This is a genomic window from Nodularia spumigena CCY9414, assembly GCF_000340565.2.
Classification (GTDB): Bacteria; Cyanobacteriota; Cyanobacteriia; order Cyanobacteriales; family Nostocaceae; genus Nodularia; species Nodularia spumigena.
In genome coordinates this window covers 3136951-3157038 of record NZ_CP007203.1, presented here as the reverse complement: position 1 = coordinate 3157038, position 20088 = coordinate 3136951, and the positions used below count along the sequence as shown (strand labels likewise).

Below are 20088 nucleotides of genomic sequence, written 5' to 3'. Positions count from 1 at the left end.
AGTGGCATAATCAAGCGCAGTCTTCGACAGATAAATTGAGCGCTCACGCCGAATTAATCATCTAGAATTGGGATGAATATGAGGATTTTACAAATTTAAATCAAGTCCGTTCTCATTTTGGTTTGCTAGTTAATTAATTAATTTCATCAGTAATTACTAACAACAGGAAAATCAAAGGAACTGATATATTGACTGAGACGCTACGTAAATAAAAATAGTTGCCAGAGCATGAAACATTTTTGACTATTTACCTCTGAGCATTCCACTAGCTGGGTGTTGACCTATTTGTATAGATGGCTGGAGATTTATGAATAAAGAACGAAGCGATCGCCTGCTAGAATTACAGTGGCGATCGCTCATGGTAGATCATCAAAGACACGGCTAAAATATAATCAAGCTTAGTAGCGGTCTATAACTAAATTAGAATTAAGTCCCAGCCTCAAATCTTGTTCTGGTCTTAAAACGAAGACTTCAGCTTCTTTTTTCCGTAACAGTACACTGGCTAAAGCACCCGCCGCCGCACCACCTAACGTTTCTCCAATTTCAATTCTGCGGTTCCCTGTAATTAATGAAATTGCCGTAGAAGCACCAGCACCAATAGCCGCATCTGTTAAAACTCTGCTGCTATCATTTTTACTAACTTTTTCAGTTGTGGTAACAGTCTGAGAAGAAGCATTAATTGACTGGCGACGACCAGAGGGAAAGACTAATTCCCGTGCTACGAAGCGCACACCTCTTAAATTGTCATTATCTCTGTTTCCGCCGTTGAAATATACAGGTTCTAACCGTCCTACAACTTCCGTGTTTCTCGGAATTAAGACATTTCTCTGACTATCGGTGATGTCGTTGGATATTTTCAATGTCAGGTCTAATGTTTCCCCGCGACTCACAATAACTTTCTCCTTATCGTGTGTAACAGGAAAAATCACGTTGGCATTAGCAGGAATTGTGACTGTTCTCGATTGCCCCATATTATACTGAGCATTAGCAGGAGCAAAGGCAATCATCGGCATCACCGCAGTGGTAGTAATTGCCATTGTCATCAGTGCGGCAGTTCTAGATTTCCATTGGTGTAGGGTAGTCATAGGATGCTTGCGCCTTATCTCTGTTGTCTATGATATGACGACGTTTGACGAAGATTGTTTCTGGCTATCAGTTATCAGTTATCAGTTATCAGTTATCAGTTATATTTTTCTTGGAAGTTGAAAAACTTAGTCATAATAATGTTAAGATTGATAAAAATACTGACTTAAAGACTAGAATAGTGATATTCACATAGGTAAACTATAAAATAGTGCATCTGTACTCACAGTTCGTAAAACATTAGATGCGGCACTATAGCCTCAATGATTCCAGTCCAACTTATCCTCAAAAACTTCCTCAGTTACCGTGATGCAACTTTAGATTTTCGCGGTTTGCATACGGCTTGTATTTGTGGTTCTAATGGTGCGGGTAAATCTTCTCTTTTAGAAGCAATCACATGGGCAATTTGGGGTCAAAGCCGTGCCGGTGTTGAAGATGATGTGATTCATTCGGGTGCAAAAGAAGTTCGGGTTGATTATGTGTTTCAATGTAATCAGCAAAAATATCGCGTAATTCGCACCAGAGTTCGGGGTGCTAGTGGTGTCTTAGAATTTCAAATAGAAACAGCTTCGGGGTTTCGCGCCTTGACTGGGAAAGGAGTCAGAGCTACACAGGATTTAATTTTACAACATATCAAACTGGATTACGACACTTTTATTAATTCGGCTTACTTGCGTCAAGGTCGTGCTGATGAGTTCATGATCAAGCGTCCCAGTGAACGTAAGGAAATTTTAGCAGAATTATTAAAACTGAATCAATATGATCAATTGGAAGAACGGGCAAAAGAGACATACCGCCAGTTTAAGGCGAGAGCGGAAGAGTTAGAGCGTTCTTTGGAATCGAGCCAAATTCAGTTACAACAACAAGAAGCAACACAAGCCCAAAAAACAGAGTTAGAAACTGAACTCAACCAATTGCAACAAGTTCAGGCTTTTGAGAATATTCAATTACAAAGTTTGCAAGTTGTTCAGCACCAGCGCCAAAATTGGGAACAACAGCTGCATTTTGTCAAGCAACAACATCAAAATTTAACTCAAGATGGCGATCGCTTGCAACAAGAACAGTCAGCAGTTCAAACTCAGTTATCAGATTTAGAAGCCATCTTAAATCAGGAAGCTGAAATTAACACTGGTTTTACACAATATCAAACTCTCCAAGCTCAAGAAGAAGCTTTTGCGACTAAATTTCAAGCATATACCCGTGCAACGGCTTTACTTCAACAAAAGCAACAGGAATTAACTAACCAAATACACGCACTAGAAAGGGAACTGCAACAAGTTGAAGGACAATTAGTTGCATTAGAACAACAAGAGCCAGAAATTCAGCACACTCTCAATAAATCGGCGGAAGTCGAAGCAGCTTTAACCCAACTTACCGCAGCTCGTCGCCGTGTGACTGAATTAGATGAATTGCAAATGCAGGTTTCTCCTTTATTGCAACAACGGCAAAATTTGCAAAGTCAACTGGATAGGGTTCATGCTGGTTTAGTAGCGCGTCTAGAACAGTTACAAGCTACAGAAAACCAACTACAACGCTCCTCACAACGTCAACCGCAATTACAACAAGCGGCGAAAGACTTAGAAATCCAGATTTCGCAAATGGAGAAAGACAAAGTTTATTTGCAACGAGTTCAGGAAAAAGGCCAGGAAAGACGGCATTTTATGGAACGTCTGCAAGCTCAACAGCGAGAATATGAAAGATTATTGGCTGAATTGGAGCAAAAACTGGAAATGCTTCGCACCCCTGATGCAATGTGTCCTCTGTGTGAGCGTCCTTTAGATGAACATCATTGGAATCGTGTGGTAGACAAAACCAAAGATGAGTATCAGGATACTGAGGGACAATTGTGGGTATTCCGGGAACAAAAAGCAGTGTCAGACCGAGAAATTCAGGTACTGAGGCAAGAATATCGGGAGATATTGCAAAAGGTATCACCTTATGATACACTCAGAGAACAAAGAGGTCAATTAGCCGCACAACTGCAATCAACCAGTGATGCTGACCAACAATTACAAGAACTAGCTGCGGAAAAACAACATTTAGAGCGATCGCTGCAAGCAGGTGATTACGCCCCAGACAAACAGGCGGAATTGCAACAATTAGCAGAATATTTACAACAACTGAATTATAATGAACAAGACCATGCTCTGGCTAGAAGTGAAGTAGAGCGTTGGCGATGGGCAGAAATTAAACAAGGGCAAATTAAAGACGCAGCCAAGCGACAAGCTCAAATAGTCGCCCGCAAGCCAGAGTTACAAGCAAGCATTTCTCAATTACAGACTCGAATTCAGCAGGATAAAATTGATTCTGACTGTGCAAAAGAAATTGCTCAACTTGAGCGTCAGATTTCGGAAATTGCTTACAGTTCAGAGGAACATCATAACCTGCGCGTAGCTGTCCGCCAAGCCCAATCTTGGCAATTACGTTATCAACAACTTTTATCAGCCCAACAGCAGTATCCCCAACTCCAGCAAAGATGGCAAGATTTAGAGGTTTCCAGAAGAGAGAGATTGGAAGAACGGCAAAAACTGCTGACTCAAATTGAAAGTATTTCTCAAGAGTTAGTTAAATCAGCTAACCCCACTCAGGAAATTACTGTTTTAGAGCAGCAAATTCAAACCCGTCGCCGGCAACTTGATGATAAAATAGCGAATCTGGGGCGTTTGGAACAGTTGATGCTGCAATTAGAAACTTTGCAAAATCAGTATGAGCAACAGCAGCAGCAATTACAATCTTGTCAGCAGGAACAACGAGTTTATCAGGAATTGGCGCAGGCGTTTGGTAAAAATGGCATCCAAGCACTGATGATTGAAAATGTCTTACCCCAATTGGAAGCTGAGACAAATCAACTGTTATCGCGGTTGAGTGCTAATCAATTGCACGTACAATTTATTACTCAGAAATCTGGGCGGAGTAGTAAGGCGAAGAAGAAAGATGCGAAGCTGATTGATACTTTAGATATTTTAATTGCTGATTCTAGGGGAACGCGAGCTTATGAAACTTACTCTGGTGGGGAAGCTTTTAGAATTAATTTTGCTATCCGTTTAGCTCTGGCGAAATTATTGGCTCAGAGGGCAGGGGCGGCTTTACAATTGTTAATTATAGATGAAGGCTTTGGGACTCAGGATGCCGAAGGATGCGATCGCTTGATTGCGTCCATAAATGCGATCGCTTGTGATTTCGCCTGTATCCTCACTGTAACACATATGCCCCACCTCAAAGAAGCCTTTCAAGCCCGCATAGAGGTTAATAAAACCCAGCAAGGTTCCCAAGTCAGTTTGTCAATTTAACTCCCAGAGAAAACGCCAAAAAGAGGATTGGGGAGTTGACAAATGATTTTACATCTGTTAAAATAAAACCGATAAGGAAGAACTAGTTTCTAATACTCAAAGAAAATATTGCCAATCTAGCGTGCAGATTAACTCCCAGAGAACTATCTTCAAATCACTAGCTAAATGATTGCCCATTTAGAGTACAGATTAACTCCCAGAGAAAACGCCAAAAAGAGGATTGGGGAGTTGACAAATGATTTTACATCTGTTAAAGTCAAATGGATGAGGAAGAACTAGGTTCTAATAATTGGAGAAAATACTGCCAATCTAGCGTGCAGATTAACTCCCAGAGAACTATCTTCAAATCACTAGCTAAATGATTGCCCATTTAGAGTACAGATTAACTCCCAGAGAAAACGCCAAAAAAGAGGATTGGGGAGTTGACAAATGATTTTACATCTGTTAAAGTCAAATGGATGAGGAAGAACTAGGTTCTAATAATTGGAGAAAATACTGCCAATCTAGCGTGCAGATATAGTAGATAGATTGGAAAACTGCGGTCATGTTCAGGATAGAAGTGGAAATGCCGCAGTTAGCATCAAAAATGAGCGGTGTTCTGCCTGTACATAGTATCAGATGGTTGAAGATTGTCAGGATTTATTCCAACCGTTCAGTATTACCTATTTTTATCCAACCTTCTTGTTCCCCTTGTGTGCGAATCTTTTGCCAATTTTTATCCTGACTTTCCTCCAGTACAATCAGTTCTTCATTAACACCAACTCCAGCAATACGTTCAGCATCCATACTGGGTTCAACTCGCACACTCAAGCCTTCAGTCCAAGTTACACGTCCTCGGTAAGCCCCTGGTGGTAATGTGTCTGTGGGCGTTGGGGTTGGGGTTGGGGTGGGCGTTGGCGTTGGTTTTGGTGTCGTGTTTACCTCATTCCCTTGAGAAGATTGCTCTTGCAAAGAGGGACTATCATTTGCAAAAATAGGTCTAGGTGGGGATATAAAACTTCGATTCATGAAATAGAGCGCAACTGCAACACCGCTACCCGCTAAAATGGCGATCGCTAAGAAAACACCTAGTATAAACTTTACTACATTCAAAAACATCTTTAAAATCTCATCACCAATGATCAATAGTCAATAGTAAATCTTAAATATTGACTATTGACATCTGAATGATTAATTACCTAATTATTACATCTGTAGCTGAATGCGTTAACGTAACTTACCAAAAGTATCAGTTAAAGGATTGTGTTTCGAGGCTAGACGCGCTCTTCCAGATGCAGCCCATTCTTGTAGTTGTTGAATTTGCTCTACAGCCGTTCGCGCCAAGGGTATAATTTGGCTAGCAGCTTCCAGAATATCGTCGTTAGCAAAATCACGGTTTTGACTAAATCCAATGTGCATCGCTTCAATTAACGTTTGCTCAATCTCAGCCCCGGAAAAATCGGGGGTTTCATAAGCTAATCTGTCAATATCATAGCTTTTCAGGTTATGGGGGCGAAGTCGGGATAAATGAACGTTAAAAATTGCTTTTCTTTCATCTTGGGTAGGTAAACCGACAAAGAAAATTTCGTCAAATCGCCCTTTACGGAGCATTTCTGGCGGTAGGGCTTGGATGTCGTTAGCTGTGGAAACAACAAACACAGGTGAGGTTTTTTCGGCTAACCAAGTAATAAAAGTCCCAAATACACGGCTAGCAGTACCTGCATCACCTTTAGCACCAAGTCCCGAAAAACCTTTATCGATTTCATCAATCCACAAAACGCAAGGCGCGAGGGCTTCAGCGACTTGAATCATTTGGCGAGTCCGGGATTCTGATTCACCGACTAAACCACCGAATAAACGCCCAACATCGAGGCGTAATAGGGGTAAATGCCAATGATGTGCGATCGCTTTTGCTGTTAAAGATTTACCAGTACCTTGAATACCTAATAACATTAAACCACGGGGGTGTGGTAATCCGTACTGACGAGCTTTATCAGTAAATGAGCCTCCCCGGCGTAGTAGCCAGTCTTTGAGGTTATCTAGTCCCCCTATATCAGAAATTCGCTGAGTGGCGGGGTAAAAGTCCAGGATTTGGGTTTGGCGGATAGTTTGGCGCTTTTCCTCCAAAACCAAGTCTACATCCTCTGGTTGCAGTTCTCCGTGGGATGCGATCGCCCTAGCTAAAACTCGCCGAATTCTTTCCATCGATAGCCCTTGACAAGAGCGCACCAAGTCATCCAGAATTTTGCCAGATAGGGAGTTTTGACCAGTGCTTTGCAGTAAGCGTTCTACCTCAGTTTTAATTTCTGGAGCTGCGGGTAATGGGAACTCAACTACTGTGAGAACTTCGGTTAAATCGTCAGGAATGGCGATGCGTGGCGATAGTAAGACCAGATTTTTGGGTTGAGATTTCAGTAGTCTGGCTAAATTGCGAAGTTTGCGGGCGATCGCTACATCTTCTAAAAACCGATGATAATCGCGTAAAATCAAGACAGCAGGAGCAGAGGCTGGCAACTTTTCCACAAACTCCAAAGCTTGTAAAGGGTTACGCTTACCAAACCCCGCATCATTGGGGTTTCCCTGGTAGCCATCCACAAAATCCCAAGTATATACAGGCCGATTACCTTGGTTTGCGGCTTCCTCCCGAATCGCCGTTTCTACCCGTTCCTCCTCATAAGTGGGAATATAAATCAAAGGATAGCGGGCGCGTAGCAGCAATTTAAATTCTTCACGAAAATTCATAAGTCTAATTTATAATTCGTAATTCGTAATTAAGAATGACATATTACCACTCCCCACCCCAAAAGATTGGGATAGGCAAGTTAGAGGAATTTTATTGATTTAACAGGTCTATTGCTTGTTCGATGTGTAATTCGCCTTATAGATAGCAAACAGCATCTCTTGGTCAAAACGACTGGGGCAAGACATCCTTTTGCCTTCCAGTGTCTCTCTAACTAAAGCTGACTGTTGATCTGTTGGTGTATTCATGTCATCTAAGCATTTGCCAAAATTTCCAATTTATCCCAACTAGGTTTTTTAGTCCTCTCAAGTCTCTCAGATGTATGTCAAATCTGCTACGATCACAATGTTGACTGTCACTAAATGGAAAATCAGTTCAATACTCAATACTGTAGCCAAAATAAGAGCCTTGATAATTTTTGGCAAAAACGGCAAAAACAAGCATACATAAGCGTTTCGATAAAAAGGTTGTTTAGAATCTCAATACTGTAGCCAAAAAAAGAGTATAAAAAAGAGGGCTGATGTAGTAGAGTTATAGTCTTCCAAAACAACAACTCGAAATCCACACACAGCCGATGTTTGACATACTAGCACTGTTGCAATGCCTACTACCAGAGATAAAAGTCACGACGATGCGGCAATTGAGCTCCTTCATCACGGCCATGTTAGCGATGAGCGGGCGAGTTACAATGTTGGGAATTTCGCGTTGGGCGCTTAGTGGTGGTAGTTATCGGACGGTAATCAGATTCTTTCGTACAGTCATACCGTGGGCAACGGTGTTCTGGGTGTTTTTTCGGCGGCATTTGTTTTGCCCAAATGATGTTTATTTGTTGGCAGGAGACGAAGTAGTAATAAGCCAAGTTTGTATATTTTTGATGATCAGTTTTACAGTCGGAATAGTTAGTTATTTTGTTCAATCTATTTATCAAAATCATAGTTCAATTGTCCCCCGAATTATTCAGGGGATACTAAAATTCAATACACAAGGTTGGGCAGAGGAACAAAACCCAACATTTGCAAGGTTATTTTACAAATAATCCCAAAAACTTGTAGAGACGCGATGAATCACGTCTAAATTCATAGCGTCCCTTGACCGAAAAACGAGACGCAAGCCCCTGACTTTAGGCATGGGGAGAAGGCGGTAAGAACTTTTAAGTTCCGTCAAACGATTGCGTGGCTTTAGCCACAGTGTTAAAATAGATTAGCGAGAAAACAAGTAGGAATAACCTTCAGCGCATTGAAGTATCCTAGTACGGAGCAATCCCGGCAACGGACATATCCGACTCGATTCGGAATAGTTAAAGGGCGAATAATGGCAGGATATGGAGCGTTCATCTTTAAAATATGAAGGACTCAGAAAGTATGCGCGAATGAGAGCAAAAGCTCTTTGAGTGAGTAGAGGGATACTTGAATGTCCCGTTGTCGCCTTTTTCAGGTAGGCAAGAATCCCCTGGCTTTAGACGTGGGGAGGTTCAAATCATCCTGGAAGTTGCTTTTTCAACGCTTCCAAAGAAGCCCAACGACTATCCCCCGGTTTCTTTGAACCATCAGCATCATCGCTCAAAATACCCGGACAATCGAGGTTACAAAGCTGACGCTGAGGTATTGCTAAACACATCTGCTCGTATAACCATTCACTCGGATAAAAATAGCCTTTAGGTGAGAGAGTTTCCACTAAATCTTCCATCACCACTTCCCGTTCTAAAGGCAATTCCTCTATTTGGTTAGCAGCTTCATCTAACCAAATAACTTCTGTGGTATTCACCGTCAAACGTTGATTATATTGCTGCAAACAACGGTTACAAGTACAAGTAATAATTGTTTCTGCCTGACTGGACACTTCCAAGTAATTACCTTGATGATGCACCCGCACACGACCGCGAACAGGTGTCAAGCTTTCCAGACCAGGTAGAAACTCTTGAACTTGAATTTCCTCTGTCCGCTCCGGGGCTTTGGTGAGCTGCGGAATAAAAATTGCGTCCATAGGATTTCGATATAATTACGAAAATTTAGGTTTTACTAACAGCAATCTGCTAATAAGGGACTCCAAAAAATAAATTATCCCATATTGTGGGATGGCCATCCTGCCCGTCCTTGGTTATTAGCAGGCAAGATGCCTGCTCCACAAGAAAATTTGTCAGATTTTTTTATTTGTCAGTCCCTAATACAACCCTATTTTAACTCCTATTATTCAACCGTCGTAGCTGGACAAACCACCAAATTACGGTGCGGTTCTCTCCCACGGCTGAAGGTTTGCAAATCTGCAAATTCTTTCAAGAAAGAGTGGATTTGCCGCCGTTCTGCTGAACTGAGAGATTTTATTTCTACTTCTCCACCAGAAGCCCGGACTTCATTCGCTGCGGCTTGTGCCATGGCGTGAATTTCCGCTTGTCTTTTGACGCGGTAGCCATTCAACTCAATAGTGTAAAAAGCTTGTGATTCTTCGGGTAAGCCTAGATTTAGCACCGAATTAGCTAAATACTGAATCGAATCTAAAACGGAACCATCAGCGCCAATTAACAAGCGGATTTGTTCGGTCGTTAAATTGGTTTGATCAATTGTTAACCAGTAACTATTTAGTTTTGGGGAATCGCCAAATTGAGGCGGGTCAATTTCTAGATTCCCCTTAATCTCCGCAGGTGTTCCTGTTAGTTGCAGCAGCGTTTTTAACCACTGCTGCCCTCTTTCCATCGGACTTTCCAGCATCATCAACCTGTAGTCTTTTTCTTAGAACTCTTTGGCTCAAATGGTAAAGTTCTCTGTTCTGCTGCTGTTTCTTTCTCTTGGGTGGCGACAATTTCTTGTAGTCCCTCTGGTAGAGGTTCACGGGAGAGAATGTAAGTTTGAGCAGTTTGGAAAATATTACCAATTACCATATACATCAAAACCCCAGCTGGTAGGGGGAAGAACAAAAACATCCCAGAAAATATAACTGGTGTGATTTTGTTAACTGTATCTTGTTGTGGATTACCACCACTGGAATTCTGCCCGGAAATCATTTGGCTGACATAAAGGCTCACCCCGAAAAACAGGATCATGGAGACAATATCCCAATTAATCTGTCCGTCAGGATTTTGAGCGCCAACTCTACCTAAAGCTTGAATGAACAAAAATCCTTTCTCTGCTGCTAGTCCAGGAATTGAGCCTTGAATTGTCACGTCTCCTGGTTCTAAGGCTTCTATATTGCCTTGGGCATCTATTTTTACCCTCTCTTCCCCTTTGGTGATTTTCCATTCAGGAACCAGGTTACTTTCGGGATGTTCTGCTAAAAGCGCCTGAAATGGTTTGCCTTCAACAGTCTGATATTGGAGCTTAGTTTTTTCTCCTACTGCTAATTTGTTACCAGCAGGCAGAATAGCTGTCACACGAGTGCGTTCCCCATCAGCAATGTAGATGTTTTGGGGAGCAGTGGCAAAAGCTTGGGGTTGAATGCGTTCAATTTGTTCGGAGGGAAAAATTTGGAGGTTAACGCTATAGTTCGCACCTGCAAAAGGTGAACCCCGCAATGTGGCAAACAGCGCTAATAATACTGGCATTTGCAGCACAAGGGGAAGACATCCAGCTAATGGGTTGCCAAATTCTTTTTGGACATTGACCATTTCCTCTTGCTGCTTTTGCGGATTATCTTTGTACTTCTCTTTAATTTCTGCCATCCGCTTCTGCATCAGAGGTTGTACAATTCGCATTTTCCGCATATTACGAATTGAACCAGCACTCAGGGGATAGAGCGCGAAGCGGATTATCAATGTCAAGGCAACGATCGCCAATCCGTAACTAGGCACAATTCCATAGAAAAAGTCTATGATTGGCAGCATCACGTTGTTTGAAAGAAACCCGATACCAAAATCCATTATTCTGAATTTAACCTGAGCTACTGTAAACTGAACTGAATCTAATTTATCTAAATCATGATTCCTATATGACTATCCTACGCTACGGATAGCCGAATGGGGAAGAAGAAGCAGGGGGCAGGGGGCAGGGGGCAGGGGAGAAGAGAATAGGACTTTAAGTAGAGTCAATAAGTGCTATTTTCTTTTAAATTCTCCCCTGCTCCGGTGTTTCCTACTCCCCACTCCCTATTCCCTATCACTTCTTAGCAGCACCGCTATATAGGGGATTTTTAGCTGTAACTCTTTCGTTGATGTAGTCATAAGTTTCCCGGAAATTCGGAACAGCCCGCATTTCTAGGCGACTACCATTTCTGAGGGTTAATACCATATCTCCCCAAAAGCCGATGCCACGGGGAACTTTGACGATTTTAACCACTTCTGAATAGATAATATCAGTGCGATCGCGTCCTCTCCAACCTCCCGTTACAGAAATCCGGCGGTCGGTGATCCGGAAGCGTAGCCATAAAGCCCTCACAATTGCCCCAACTGCCAATGGTAGCCCCACAACAGTTAGTCCAATTAACGAATTGAGAATTAAGTCCCCGATGTGGGGGCCACCCTCATAATAAACTTCTTCACGAATGCCCATCAAATACCTCTGCTTTTACCAACAACTGCTCTAATTCTTGCAGAAATTGTTGGCTTACGCACTTAGATTCTGCTGCTGTTGGTTTGACAACTATGACTACCCGCCAGCCAGGGGACAAATTTGGCAACAAATCATGTAAAGCAGCTGTAATCTGGCGTTTAATCCGGTTACGAATTACTGCTCTTTTGCTGACTTTAGTGCTAATGGAAACGCCAAATTGTGTGCTGGACAGTGGTTTCTGACTGGTAGCAGTATCCAAGGAAGGCGCTTTTGAACCTGAAGGTCGTAAAGCTCTCAATGTGAAATGAGAACTGTGACGACGAATTCCTTCCCGGAAAACTGCCTGAAAATCTTTTCGAGATTTTAATCGATTTGCTTTGGGCAAAGCCACATCTGTTCTTTTTGCTGGAAACTTCCTAAACGCTCAGACGATGACGACCTCTTTTTCTCCTGGCTCGGATCACGTTTCTTCCGGTTGGTGTCTGCATTCTGGCACGAAAACCAGAAGTTCTTTTTCTCTTACGGCAAGTGCCGCCCAGGGTTCTCTGCATACTCTTCTCCTCTTAGGCGATTTTTATAAAAAGTTACAATCTGCTATTGTACCACTGCAACAGCCAAAAATGATCAATCAAAAATTGCTGATTTTGTAGTCAACGGTTCATGCTTCTGAATTAGCAATTAACAACTAACCAAAAGAGGCAGGGGAGCACCGGAGCAGGGGGCAAGGGGGAAGAATTCCGGATTTTCCCTGCCAACAGGAATACAAGCCCCTAAATTTATTTATGGGGTTCTCCCTGCCCCCGCCCCCTGACCCTTTTCCTCTTCTTTGACAAATATTTAAGAGATACTCAAAAGCCAGGTTCCCACATAACGCAGTAGTGGTACATCCCCAGGAGCGAGAATCTGGCAGTTAAAATGATACATCCCCCCAAAACGGGGAGTTCGCATATCCGAGATCACTAACTCCACCTCTTTTCCTGCTGGTACTGGCTCTTCGGGGAAAATTTCTAGTAGGCGAGCTTCCTTGTTCCACTTGACTTCAGTCAGAGGAACTTTTTTGCCTCCAACTTTTACCTCAATCTTTTTGGGGTTGAAAGTTCCTTCGTAATAATCTGGGTAGCTAACGGCAAACTGAGCTGCTGCTAAATTCATTTTCTTGGCTGGTATTCTGAATCTGCCTCGGTCTATGGTGTTAGGCTCTCCACCAAAATCGAATGTGTAGGATAGCCGATTTTCGCTTTTGACACCGCCAAATAGTATGAGTCCCTCTGAGCTTTGCGCTGCATTCATCACTGAAAATCCAGCAAGCATTGAGCTAGTCACGGCTAAAGCAGAAAGAAGTCTCAGAGGCAGTTTGCCCTTAGAACCTGAAAATCGTAAACTTTGCATAGTATGGGCTTCCTCAAACAAAAAAATAGGTTTGTGATCTAAATAACCGAAATTTAGTTTTTGTAACTAAACTTTACTACTGACAGCCCGAAAATTGACGTTAAATGGAAACAAAAAGTGCCATCAGCTCTAGAAGCTTGAGTAAGTGTAAAATTAGCTTGTGATAAATCTAACTTTTGTTTACGTAAACAGTTTCACTATAAAATTGGTAGAATTTACCCTCAATAAAAATACAGTTGGGATGTGATTTTGTTTCTAAATATGTATAAATGTATTTTAATATAAAAGTTTTGTGATAAAAATTGATCTGTCTAGTCAGCGATCGCCAATGAACTTGAGATAGATTGATGAAAATGAGCTTGATTCAAAGCAGCAATCATTAAAAAATAACTAGGAAACTATCAAGCTAAAAAATATGTGAACCAGGAATACTAAAATTTTGCAATCCCTAAAACAAGCTAAAGACAAAGATGCAAATTTGGTAATCAACTTAGGATTTGCAATATGTGAACCTATTTGTAACTATCAGCAAATGTGACATATGCGAGGCGCAAAGTGAGGCTGGGACTGGAGAACCAAGATTATTCAAGGACAAATTGAAGGTTCAATCTCTCAGAACAAGCGATCGCAGACAGTTATCGCCCTAAAGGCTGAATCAGGGGAAAATGACAGATTTCCCACAAAAAAGGTATTTATCTCCAGGAGATTTCATGAAAATTGCGGTTGCTAAAGAAATTGAAGTTTGTGAACGACGGGTAGCATTGAATCCTGACACCGTAGCCCGATTAATCAAACAAGGTTTGGAAGTATCGGTGGAAGCAGGTGCGGGAGAGCGCTCTTATTTTAGCGATTCTGCCTATGAAGCAGCAGGAGCTACAATTATCAGTGATACTGCTAAATTATGGGGTGAAGCAGATATTCTGTTAAAAGTTAGCCCACCGCAAGAGCGAGAAAATGGTGGTTCTGAAGTGGAATTACTTAAGGAAGGGGCTGTGTTAATCAGCTTCCTCAATCCTTTGGGAAATCCCGCAGTGGCGCAGGAACTGGCAAATCGCCAAGTTACGGCTTTTAGTATGGAGATGATCCCCCGTACTACTAGGGCGCAAAGTATGGATGCTTTGTCTTCCCAAGCTTCACTAGCAGGTTACAAGGCTGTATTAATCGCCGCAGCAGCATTACCAAAGTATTTCCCCATGCTGACAACAGCCGCCGGTACTATTGCCCCAGCTAAAGTATTTATTATGGGTGCTGGTGTAGCCGGATTGCAAGCGATCGCCACAGCCAGACGCTTGGGTGCAGTAGTAGAAGCCTTTGATATTCGTCCCGCAGTCAAAGAAGAAGTGCAAAGTTTGGGGGCTAAATTCGTCGAAGTCAAACTCGAAGAAGAAACCACAGCAGCCGGTGGTTATGCTAAAGAAATTTCTGAAGCTAGTAAACAACGAACTCAGGAAGTTGTCGCCGAACACGTAAAAAATGCCGATGTAGTAATTACCACCGCCCAAGTACCTGGAAGAAAAGCCCCACGGCTAGTTACAGAGGAAATGGTGGCACAAATGAAACCAGGCTCGGTAATAGTAGATTTAGCGGCAGATCAAGGTGGTAACTGCGCCTGCACTGAAGCAGGTAAAGATATTGTTTGGAATGGCGTAACAATTATTGGCCCCATCAATTTACCCTCATCCATGCCAATTCACGCTAGTCAGTTGTATTCTAAGAACCTAACATCCTTAGTGCAATTATTAGTCAAGGACAAAGCTTTACAGGTAGATTTTGCTGACGACATCGTGAATGCAGCTTGTATTACCCACGCAGGGGAAATTCGCAATCAACGGGTGCGGGATGCACTACAAGCTTTAAGTCCTCAAATTGGCACACATTAATGAACCGCCGATAAGAATTTATCTGTGTTTATCTGTGTGCATCTGTGGTTCTAAACAGGAGATATTATTTCATGACTGAGGCATTACTTGCTGCTTTGTTTGTGTTTGTTTTGGCATCTTTTATTGGCTTTGAAGTCATCAACAAAATTCCACCGACATTACACACGCCTTTAATGTCCGGCTCAAATGCCATTTCGGGGATTGCGGTATTGGGGGCGATTGTGGCTGCTGGTGCTAAAGATACCAGTGTGTCGGTGATTCTCGGTTTAATTGCTGTGGTACTAGCGACAGTTAACGTCGTTGGTGGTTTTCTCGTCACAGATCGGATGTTGCAAATGTTCAAGAAAAAGGAAGTTAAGGCGTGAGCGATTTTCTACCAACTGGGATTCAGCTGACGTACTTAGTCGCTGCATCGTTGTTTATTCTGGGTTTGAAAAAACTCGGTTCCCCAGCTACAGCGCGCAGCGGTAACGTCATCGCTGCTGTGGGAATGCTGCTGGCGATTGTCGCCACAATGTTAGATCAGCAGGTGCTCAACTATGAGATGATTTTGGTGGGCTTGGCGATTGGTACCGGAATTGGTGCGATCGCAGCCTACAAAGTCCAAATGACCGAAATGCCCCAAATGGTGGGTTTACTCAATGGTTTAGGTGGTGCAGCTTCAGCACTCATCGCCGTTGCTGAATTTTGGCGGTTAATCGCAGCATCTCAACCCATACCTCTAGATGTCAACATTTCCATTTTGCTGGATGTGTTAATTGGTGGTGTCACCTTAACCGGTAGTTTTGTCGCCTTTGCCAAATTGCAAGGTTTAATCAGTGGTTCACCGATTAAATTACCTTTTCAGCAACCATTTAACCTCTTACTGCTAGTTGGTTATATAGTAGGCAGTGCCTATTTAATCATCACACCCGACAGCTTACCCATATTCTTCGGAGTTGTGGGAGTTTCTTTAGTATTGGGTGTCATGTTCGTTCTCCCTATTGGTGGAGGCGATATGCCTGTGGTAATTTCGCTGTTAAACTCCCTATCTGGGATAGCAGCCGCCGCAGCTGGTTTTGTGGTAATGAACAATATGTTGATTATCGCTGGCGCACTGGTGGGGGCTTCTGGTTTAATCCTCACCCAGATTATGTGTAAAGCGATGAATCGTTCTCTGTTCAGCGTGCTATTTGGTGCGTTTGGTGGGGCGGTTGCTGGTGGTGCTGGCGGTGCTACAGGTGCTACAGGCGACCAAACTGTTCGCAGCATCGATGCGGAAGAAGGCGCGATGATGTTGGGTTATGCCCGTAGCGTCGTAATTGTCCCCGGTTATGGTATGGCTGTTGCCCAAGCGCAGCATACTGTGCGAGAATTGGCAGACCAATTAGAACGCATGGGTGTTGATGTTAAGTATGCCATTCACCCTGTAGCTGGAAGAATGCCAGGACACATGAATGTGTTATTGGCTGAGGCTAATGTGGCTTATACGCAGTTGTATGATATGGATGACATCAATCCTCAATTGGAAGCTGCGGATGTGGCTTTGGTAATTGGGGCGAATGATGTGGTAAATCCGGCGGCGCGTAGTGATGTAAATAGCCCAATTTATGGTATGCCGATTTTGGAAGTAGATCGGGCAAAGCAAACAATTGTAATTAAGCGTGGGATGAGTACAGGTTTTGCCGGTGTAGATAATGAATTGTTCTACAAGGAAAAAACTACGATGCTTTTTGGTGGCGCGAAGGATATGGTTTCTAAGTTGGTTTCGGAAGTGAAACAGCTTTAATAAACCACACCAGACGCAGAGAACGCGGAGGAAGAAAAGAATTTAGATATTTGGCTTGTCTTGGGGGTGTGATGCTTCTGGGACAAGTTTTTTTTGGGAATTTTCCTGATGTCAAGAAGATGTTCAGCAATTAGTTGTACAAACTCAATTTCTGATGTGTTCCATTGCCGAGGACCACTACACTGATGAATACTTATAACATTTTGAATCTTGCAAGACAAGCTAGGACGGGGCACGTCCAAAGTAACGCTGTAGGACTCGTGGCCGCTACTCTTTTAGGCGAAAGCCTATTGGAGCAAGTGACGAGGTAGATTACAGAATCCCCTCGCCTTTAGGCAGGGGAGTGTCAAAAATAAGATTTTTAGCTTGTATTTTTGTAGGAACATGATATAATCAAGCCCCTACAAAAACATTGTTCAACTTTGAGTGAATTATCGCCGTTTGGGAGAACTGCGTCTAATTTCGCGTTTTTCGTCTTCGCGGCGACGGCGATCGCGCCAATCTGCTAGAGTCAAATAACCAACGCCACCAGTAACCGCTACTAGAAGCATTAAGGCTAATAAAGCCAAAATATTCAGGAATGGATTTTCCACGATTCCCCTATAGTCCGTTACGTCCCCAAACCACCATTGCAATTGACCAAGTAAACACAACCAAAAGTGATACCCAACCCAGTGTCAAAGTTGCCATAGTCTTACTTTCTAAATAATTACAAAACGTCTCTAATCCCTATGATAATGGGAAAGAGCAGTTGATTCTTCAACTATATTGCTAATTTATTATACAGATTCTCTGTAAGCTGGGGTTTTATTAGCCCACAACAAGCAATGCCACAGGCTGATAAACTAAGCCATGATTAGCCGCTAAGAAGGCGATCTTGATCCAAAAATGGTCTTACTTATAGATATAAAGTGAACGAAACTGCAAATATGCCATTGATGGCGGAACGGCTAGAATCTCTCAAAGCGGGAATAATTGGGGGTTTTTCTGTTGGTTTGGCTTTTCTAATTACCAGTCTGGTGAATACCCTGGTTGTTGCCAGGTATTTTCCGACACTCGCAAGTCTGCAAAGTGAGATTAATGGGCGTTGGTGGCTGAGTGGGGGAATTGCGGCTTTTTCTGGTTTGTTATTTGGTGTCACCTATCGCTATATCATCCGCACCGATGAAAATCCTCAACTGAAATCTGGTGGTGTAATGGCTTTTGGTTTAGTGCGAGGTTTAACCCAGATAGATTCTGCTCAGACAATTTTACCTGGTTTGGTGCTAGCTGGTGAAAGTGTTTTGTGGTTTGCAATGGGGGCGATCGCTCTCGATACCACAATTCAAATCGGCTGGGTCAAACCTTTTAAGTTGACTCAAGGGAGTGATGAACCTAGCAAAAATTAAAAGTTACACTGAAATAATCACTATTTCGGGAGCAAATACCTGATGTCAACACCTAATCGTTTAAAAACTCCTGCTTTTTTCCAGCAATTACAGTGGGTAGCTGATCCTGTAGGGTATATGGAAAAAGCCGCCCAACAATATCCTGACATTTTTACGGCTCAAGTCGTCGGTTTTGGTAACAACTTAGTATTTGTCAACCATCCCCAGGCGATGCAAGAAATTTTAACCAATGACCGTAAGAAGCTTTTTGCTGGTGGTAAAGAAAATAAAATTTTGCAGCCTTTATTAGGTGATTATTCCATGATTATGCTGGATGGCGATCGCCATCGAAAACGGCGACAATTGGTAATGCCATCTTTTCATGGCGATCGGATGCGAAGTTATGGTGAAATTATTAGTAATATTACTGAAGAAGTTTGGAGCAATTTACCGACAGATAAATCTTTTCTGGCGCGTAATGTCACCCAAGATATCACCTTACAAGTGATGATACAAGCAGTCTTCGGTGTATATCAAGGAGAACGCAGCCAACAACTCAAGAAACAACTAGAGTTAATGGCGAATATATTTCGCTCACCGTTGAGTTCTAGTATGCTATTTTTTTCGTCTCTGCAACAGGATTTAGGCGCTTGGAGTCCCTGGGGTAAGTTTGTTAGGGATAGACAGGAACTTGATAATTTAATTTACACTGAAATTGCTGAACGTCGCCAGCAGAACCTGGAAAATCGGATTGATATCCTTTCGTTGCTGATGTCAGCAGAAGATGAATCTGGTAATCCTATGACAGTTCAGGAATTACGCGATGAGTTGATGACTTTGTTGTTTGCTGGATATGAAACCACAGCTACAGCACTGGCTTGGGGATTATATTTTATTCAGAAACACCCGGAAGTTCAAGAAAAACTACTGCAAGAATTGGACACCCTTGGTGATTCACCAGATCCTATGAGCATTTTCCGGTTGCCTTATCTTACAGCTGTTTGTAATGAAACCTTGCGGATTCATCCCGTAGCCATGTTGACATTTCCCAGAACAGTAAAAGAACCTGTGGAAATTTCGGGTTATGCTCTCGACCCTGGTACGATATTAGTTGGCTCGATGTATCTGACTCACCAGCGTGAAGATTTATATCCAGAACCCAAGCAATTTAAACCAGAGCGCTTTCTAGAACGTCAATTTTCTCCCTATGAGTTTATCCCCTTTGGCGGTGGTGTGCGTCGCTGTGTGGGTGAGGCTTTGGCAGTATTTGAACTGAAGCTAGTATTGGCAACAATTCTCTCACGCTATGAACTCGCATTGACTGATGATCAACCAGAAGTCCCCCGTCGTCGAGGTGTTACCCTTGCGCCTGGTCGTGGTGTAAATATGATGATAACAGGTCAAAGGTTGGCTTAAAAATCTCCACTGAGTATGGCAACAAATTAGACTCAGAATCGGTTTTGGTAACGACTTGGCTTTGAGTGATAATTTTATGGAGGTTAAAAAAAATGACACAGGAACTCACCGACCTCAGAAATAGTATTTTACAAGGAAATTACGCAGATGCTTTGGCAATTGTTGATGAGTTAGAGGGGATGAGTAAAAAAGCAATTCTGCGGCAGATTAAATCTTTTCTCAAGATTTTGTTGATCCATTTAATTAAAAATCAAGTAGAACAGCGATTAACAAATTCTTGGGTAGCTTCTATTCGCAATGCAATTTTAGAAATTCAAGACGTGAATCTCAAAGAAAATAAAAAATCCTATTATGTCAATCAAGATGAATGGGAAGATTTCATAAATGAGGTAGTAATTGAAAGTTCTATAGCTGATGCCAGTTTAGAAGTGATGAATGGCAAGTATAGTCAATTTCAACTAGCTGAAATTATAGATAGAACCCAGTTAATTGAGAATGCTTTGAATTTTTTGGGATTAACTTATTCCTATTCAGCCAAGGAGTTACCAGCAATTGTGGCAGAAAGTTTAACTCAATTACCGGGTGGTGAAGATTAGAAAGCCGGGAGATGGTAAGTAATGACACATTTGGGTGAGAAATTTGGCAATAGGGTGGGGAAACCCCGCCACAAGGTTGGCTCAAACATCTCCCCTGAGTAT

General features: G+C 42.4%; 20 protein-coding genes and 1 pseudogene. 8 read left to right on the top strand and 13 right to left on the bottom strand.

Annotated features, from left to right (window positions below; all coding sequences use genetic code 11):
* Window positions 1-398 precede the first annotated feature (398 nt).
* On the bottom strand, window positions 399-1085 hold the full coding sequence (locus NSP_RS13665; protein WP_017804152.1) for a hypothetical protein: 687 nt from the start codon (window positions 1083-1085) through the stop codon (window positions 399-401).
* A gap of 261 nt (window positions 1086-1346) precedes the next feature.
* On the opposite strand from NSP_RS13665, the gene sbcC reads away from it, so the two are divergent.
* Window positions 1347-4373 carry an exonuclease subunit SbcC gene (gene sbcC / locus NSP_RS13660; RefSeq protein ID WP_006195518.1) on the top strand — a complete coding sequence of 1009 codons (3027 nt, stop codon included), beginning with the start codon at window positions 1347-1349 and terminating at the stop codon, window positions 4371-4373.
* A gap of 639 nt (window positions 4374-5012) precedes the next feature.
* On the opposite strand, the gene NSP_RS13655 is transcribed toward sbcC, so the two are convergent.
* The 3 genes from NSP_RS13655 to NSP_RS25995 all read right to left on the bottom strand — a co-directional run bounded on the left by NSP_RS13655 (window position 5013) and on the right by NSP_RS25995 (window position 7340).
* Entirely contained in the window at window positions 5013-5471 is a 459-nt protein-coding gene (locus NSP_RS13655; RefSeq protein ID WP_006195519.1) for an SH3 domain-containing protein, read from the bottom strand.
* Between the two features lie 108 nt (window positions 5472-5579).
* Window positions 5580-7094, bottom strand: coding sequence for an AAA family ATPase (locus NSP_RS13650; RefSeq protein WP_006195520.1), 1515 nt, complete (start codon window positions 7092-7094; stop codon window positions 5580-5582).
* A 108-nt stretch (window positions 7095-7202) separates the two neighbouring features.
* The gene (locus NSP_RS25995; protein WP_158442627.1) at window positions 7203-7340 is read right to left on the bottom strand and encodes a hypothetical protein; all 138 of its coding nucleotides are present in this window, start codon (window positions 7338-7340) and stop codon (window positions 7203-7205) included.
* A 326-nt stretch (window positions 7341-7666) separates the two neighbouring features.
* Here NSP_RS25995 and NSP_RS24795 point away from each other — a divergent pair.
* Window positions 7667-7951: pseudogene (locus NSP_RS24795) on the top strand (transposase); the annotation flags it as partial.
* A 617-nt stretch (window positions 7952-8568) separates the two neighbouring features.
* Here the strand turns inward: NSP_RS24795 and NSP_RS13640 are convergent.
* The 7 genes from NSP_RS13640 to NSP_RS13610 form a co-directional block, all read right to left on the bottom strand.
* A complete protein-coding gene (locus tag NSP_RS13640) occupies window positions 8569-9075 on the bottom strand; it encodes a YceD family protein (protein WP_006195529.1) in 507 nt (168 codons plus the stop codon).
* A 203-nt stretch (window positions 9076-9278) separates the two neighbouring features.
* Entirely contained in the window at window positions 9279-9800 is a 522-nt protein-coding gene (locus tag NSP_RS13635) for a Jag family protein (RefSeq protein WP_006195530.1), read from the bottom strand.
* On the bottom strand, window positions 9800-10942 hold the full coding sequence (gene yidC, locus NSP_RS13630; protein WP_006195531.1) for a membrane protein insertase YidC: 1143 nt from the start codon (window positions 10940-10942) through the stop codon (window positions 9800-9802). The genes NSP_RS13635 and yidC overlap by 1 nt, the downstream gene beginning before the upstream one ends.
* 235 nt (window positions 10943-11177) lie before the next feature.
* Window positions 11178-11570, bottom strand: coding sequence for a PH domain-containing protein (locus NSP_RS13625; protein ID WP_006195532.1), 393 nt, complete (start codon window positions 11568-11570; stop codon window positions 11178-11180).
* Window positions 11557-11961: a ribonuclease P protein component gene (gene rnpA, locus NSP_RS13620; protein WP_006195533.1), complete on the bottom strand. Its 405-nt coding sequence runs from the start codon at window positions 11959-11961 to the stop codon at window positions 11557-11559. Before rnpA ends, NSP_RS13625 begins: the two co-directional genes overlap by 14 nt.
* 25 nt (window positions 11962-11986) lie before the next feature.
* A complete protein-coding gene (rpmH, locus tag NSP_RS24200) occupies window positions 11987-12109 on the bottom strand; it encodes a 50S ribosomal protein L34 (protein WP_231859598.1) in 123 nt (40 codons plus the stop codon).
* 298 nt (window positions 12110-12407) lie between these two features.
* Window positions 12408-12959 carry a DUF2808 domain-containing protein gene (locus tag NSP_RS13610; protein ID WP_006195536.1) on the bottom strand — a complete coding sequence of 184 codons (552 nt, stop codon included), beginning with the start codon at window positions 12957-12959 and terminating at the stop codon, window positions 12408-12410.
* 710 nt (window positions 12960-13669) lie between these two features.
* Here NSP_RS13610 and NSP_RS13605 point away from each other — a divergent pair.
* The 3 genes from NSP_RS13605 (at window position 13670) to NSP_RS13595 (ending at window position 16607) form a co-directional block, all read left to right on the top strand.
* Window positions 13670-14839 carry a Re/Si-specific NAD(P)(+) transhydrogenase subunit alpha gene (locus NSP_RS13605; protein WP_042201938.1) on the top strand — a complete coding sequence of 390 codons (1170 nt, stop codon included), beginning with the start codon at window positions 13670-13672 and terminating at the stop codon, window positions 14837-14839.
* Between the two features lie 71 nt (window positions 14840-14910).
* Window positions 14911-15204: an NAD(P) transhydrogenase subunit alpha part 2 gene (locus NSP_RS13600; protein WP_006195540.1), complete on the top strand. Its 294-nt coding sequence runs from the start codon at window positions 14911-14913 to the stop codon at window positions 15202-15204.
* Window positions 15201-16607, top strand: a complete 1407-nt coding sequence (locus NSP_RS13595; protein WP_006195541.1) for an NAD(P)(+) transhydrogenase (Re/Si-specific) subunit beta — start codon at window positions 15201-15203, stop codon at window positions 16605-16607. The genes NSP_RS13600 and NSP_RS13595 overlap by 4 nt, the downstream gene beginning before the upstream one ends.
* Window positions 16608-17038: 431 nt before the next feature.
* Here the strand turns inward: NSP_RS13595 and NSP_RS26315 are convergent, their stop codons facing one another.
* Together NSP_RS26315 and petN are read right to left on the bottom strand one after the other, a co-directional pair.
* Window positions 17039-17200 carry a hypothetical protein gene (locus tag NSP_RS26315; RefSeq protein WP_006195542.1) on the bottom strand — a complete coding sequence of 54 codons (162 nt, stop codon included), beginning with the start codon at window positions 17198-17200 and terminating at the stop codon, window positions 17039-17041.
* Window positions 17201-17207: 7 nt separating this feature from the next.
* Window positions 17208-17297 carry a cytochrome b6-f complex subunit PetN gene (petN, locus tag NSP_RS24195; protein ID WP_006195543.1) on the bottom strand — a complete coding sequence of 30 codons (90 nt, stop codon included), beginning with the start codon at window positions 17295-17297 and terminating at the stop codon, window positions 17208-17210.
* A 239-nt stretch (window positions 17298-17536) separates the two neighbouring features.
* Between petN and NSP_RS13590 the strand changes: the two genes are divergently transcribed.
* The 3 genes from NSP_RS13590 to NSP_RS13580 all read left to right on the top strand — a co-directional run bounded on the left by NSP_RS13590 (window position 17537) and on the right by NSP_RS13580 (window position 19986).
* The gene (locus NSP_RS13590) at window positions 17537-17995 is read left to right on the top strand and encodes a hypothetical protein (RefSeq protein WP_006195545.1); all 459 of its coding nucleotides are present in this window, start codon (window positions 17537-17539) and stop codon (window positions 17993-17995) included.
* A 42-nt stretch (window positions 17996-18037) separates the two neighbouring features.
* The gene (locus NSP_RS13585; RefSeq protein WP_006195546.1) at window positions 18038-19390 is read left to right on the top strand and encodes a cytochrome P450; all 1353 of its coding nucleotides are present in this window, start codon (window positions 18038-18040) and stop codon (window positions 19388-19390) included.
* 92 nt (window positions 19391-19482) lie between these two features.
* Entirely contained in the window at window positions 19483-19986 is a 504-nt protein-coding gene (locus NSP_RS13580; protein WP_006195547.1) for a DUF29 family protein, read from the top strand.
* Window positions 19987-20088 lie beyond the last annotated feature (102 nt).

Coding starts and splice junctions, on each gene's coding strand:
- NSP_RS13665 (WP_017804152.1), bottom strand. CDS start 1,085: ATGACTACCCTACACCAATGGAAATCTAGAACTGCCGCACTGATGACA.
- sbcC (WP_006195518.1), top strand. CDS start 1,347: ATGATTCCAGTCCAACTTATCCTCAAAAACTTCCTCAGTTACCGTGAT.
- NSP_RS13655 (WP_006195519.1), bottom strand. CDS start 5,471: ATGTTTTTGAATGTAGTAAAGTTTATACTAGGTGTTTTCTTAGCGATC.
- NSP_RS13650 (WP_006195520.1), bottom strand. CDS start 7,094: ATGAATTTTCGTGAAGAATTTAAATTGCTGCTACGCGCCCGCTATCCT.
- NSP_RS25995 (WP_158442627.1), bottom strand. CDS start 7,340: ATGAATACACCAACAGATCAACAGTCAGCTTTAGTTAGAGAGACACTG.
- NSP_RS13640 (WP_006195529.1), bottom strand. CDS start 9,075: ATGGACGCAATTTTTATTCCGCAGCTCACCAAAGCCCCGGAGCGGACA.
- NSP_RS13635 (WP_006195530.1), bottom strand. CDS start 9,800: ATGATGCTGGAAAGTCCGATGGAAAGAGGGCAGCAGTGGTTAAAAACG.
- yidC (WP_006195531.1), bottom strand. CDS start 10,942: ATGGATTTTGGTATCGGGTTTCTTTCAAACAACGTGATGCTGCCAATC.
- NSP_RS13625 (WP_006195532.1), bottom strand. CDS start 11,570: ATGGGCATTCGTGAAGAAGTTTATTATGAGGGTGGCCCCCACATCGGG.
- NSP_RS13610 (WP_006195536.1), bottom strand. CDS start 12,959: ATGCAAAGTTTACGATTTTCAGGTTCTAAGGGCAAACTGCCTCTGAGA.
- NSP_RS13605 (WP_042201938.1), top strand. CDS start 13,670: ATGAAAATTGCGGTTGCTAAAGAAATTGAAGTTTGTGAACGACGGGTA.
- NSP_RS13600 (WP_006195540.1), top strand. CDS start 14,911: ATGACTGAGGCATTACTTGCTGCTTTGTTTGTGTTTGTTTTGGCATCT.
- petN (WP_006195543.1), bottom strand. CDS start 17,297: ATGGCAACTTTGACACTGGGTTGGGTATCACTTTTGGTTGTGTTTACT.
- NSP_RS13590 (WP_006195545.1), top strand. CDS start 17,537: ATGCCATTGATGGCGGAACGGCTAGAATCTCTCAAAGCGGGAATAATT.
- NSP_RS13585 (WP_006195546.1), top strand. CDS start 18,038: ATGTCAACACCTAATCGTTTAAAAACTCCTGCTTTTTTCCAGCAATTA.
- NSP_RS13580 (WP_006195547.1), top strand. CDS start 19,483: ATGACACAGGAACTCACCGACCTCAGAAATAGTATTTTACAAGGAAAT.